Below are 707 nucleotides of genomic sequence, written 5' to 3'. Positions count from 1 at the left end.
TACTCGGACCGAGGGTCGCACGACAGATCTCCCTCGCCCGGGCCGGACGCAGTGCTCCCGCGTCCAGCACCTCCGCGTAACACCGCACCACTCACCGCCTTCGTAAAGGAATCGATCATGCGTAAGTCGTCGCTGCGTCGTGGCTGTGTGGCCCTGGCCGCCGTCTCCTCGCTCGCCCTGGCCGCCACCGCCTGCGGGGGCACCACCAAGAACAACTCGGGCGGCGACAGCGGTGCGGCCGCCGCGGCGACCGGCAAGGCCGACCCGAACGCGGCGCTGAAGAAGGGGCTGACCGTCGGGTTCCTGCCGAAGCAGGTCAACAACCCCTACTTCACCTCCTCGGACAACGGCGGCAAGAAGGCCCTGGAGGAACTGGGCAACAAGTACAAGGAGGTCGGTCCGTCCAGCGGCACCGACACCTCCGGGCAGGTGTCGTACGTCAACACCCTCACCCAGCAGCAGGTGAACGCGATCGCGGTGTCCGCGCAGGACCCCGGTGCCCTGTGCACCGCGCTGAAGCAGGCGATGAGCAACGGCATCAAGGTCGTCACCTACGACTCGGACACCAACGCGGGCTGCCGCAACGCGTTCGTGTCGCAGGCGTCCGCCGAGGACCTCGGCCGCACCGAGGTGCAGCTGCTCGCCGAGCAGATCGGCTACAAGGGCGAGATCGCCGTCCTGTCCGCCGCCCAGACCGCCACGAACCA

General features: G+C 68.5%; 1 protein-coding gene. It reads left to right on the top strand.

What is annotated here, in order from left to right; all coding sequences use genetic code 11:
* Nucleotides 1–117: 117 nt before the first annotated feature.
* Nucleotides 118–707 (top strand): substrate-binding domain-containing protein (locus AAW13_RS43850; RefSeq protein ID WP_143145127.1); only part of this gene is annotated, 590 nt, incomplete at its 3' end.

Source organism: Streptomyces humi (assembly GCF_001005085.2).
GTDB classification, from domain to species: domain Bacteria; phylum Actinomycetota; class Actinomycetes; order Streptomycetales; family Streptomycetaceae; genus Streptomyces; species Streptomyces humi.
Note: the sequence above shows the minus strand (reverse complement) of the source record. Positions and strands in the feature narration are given on the sequence as shown.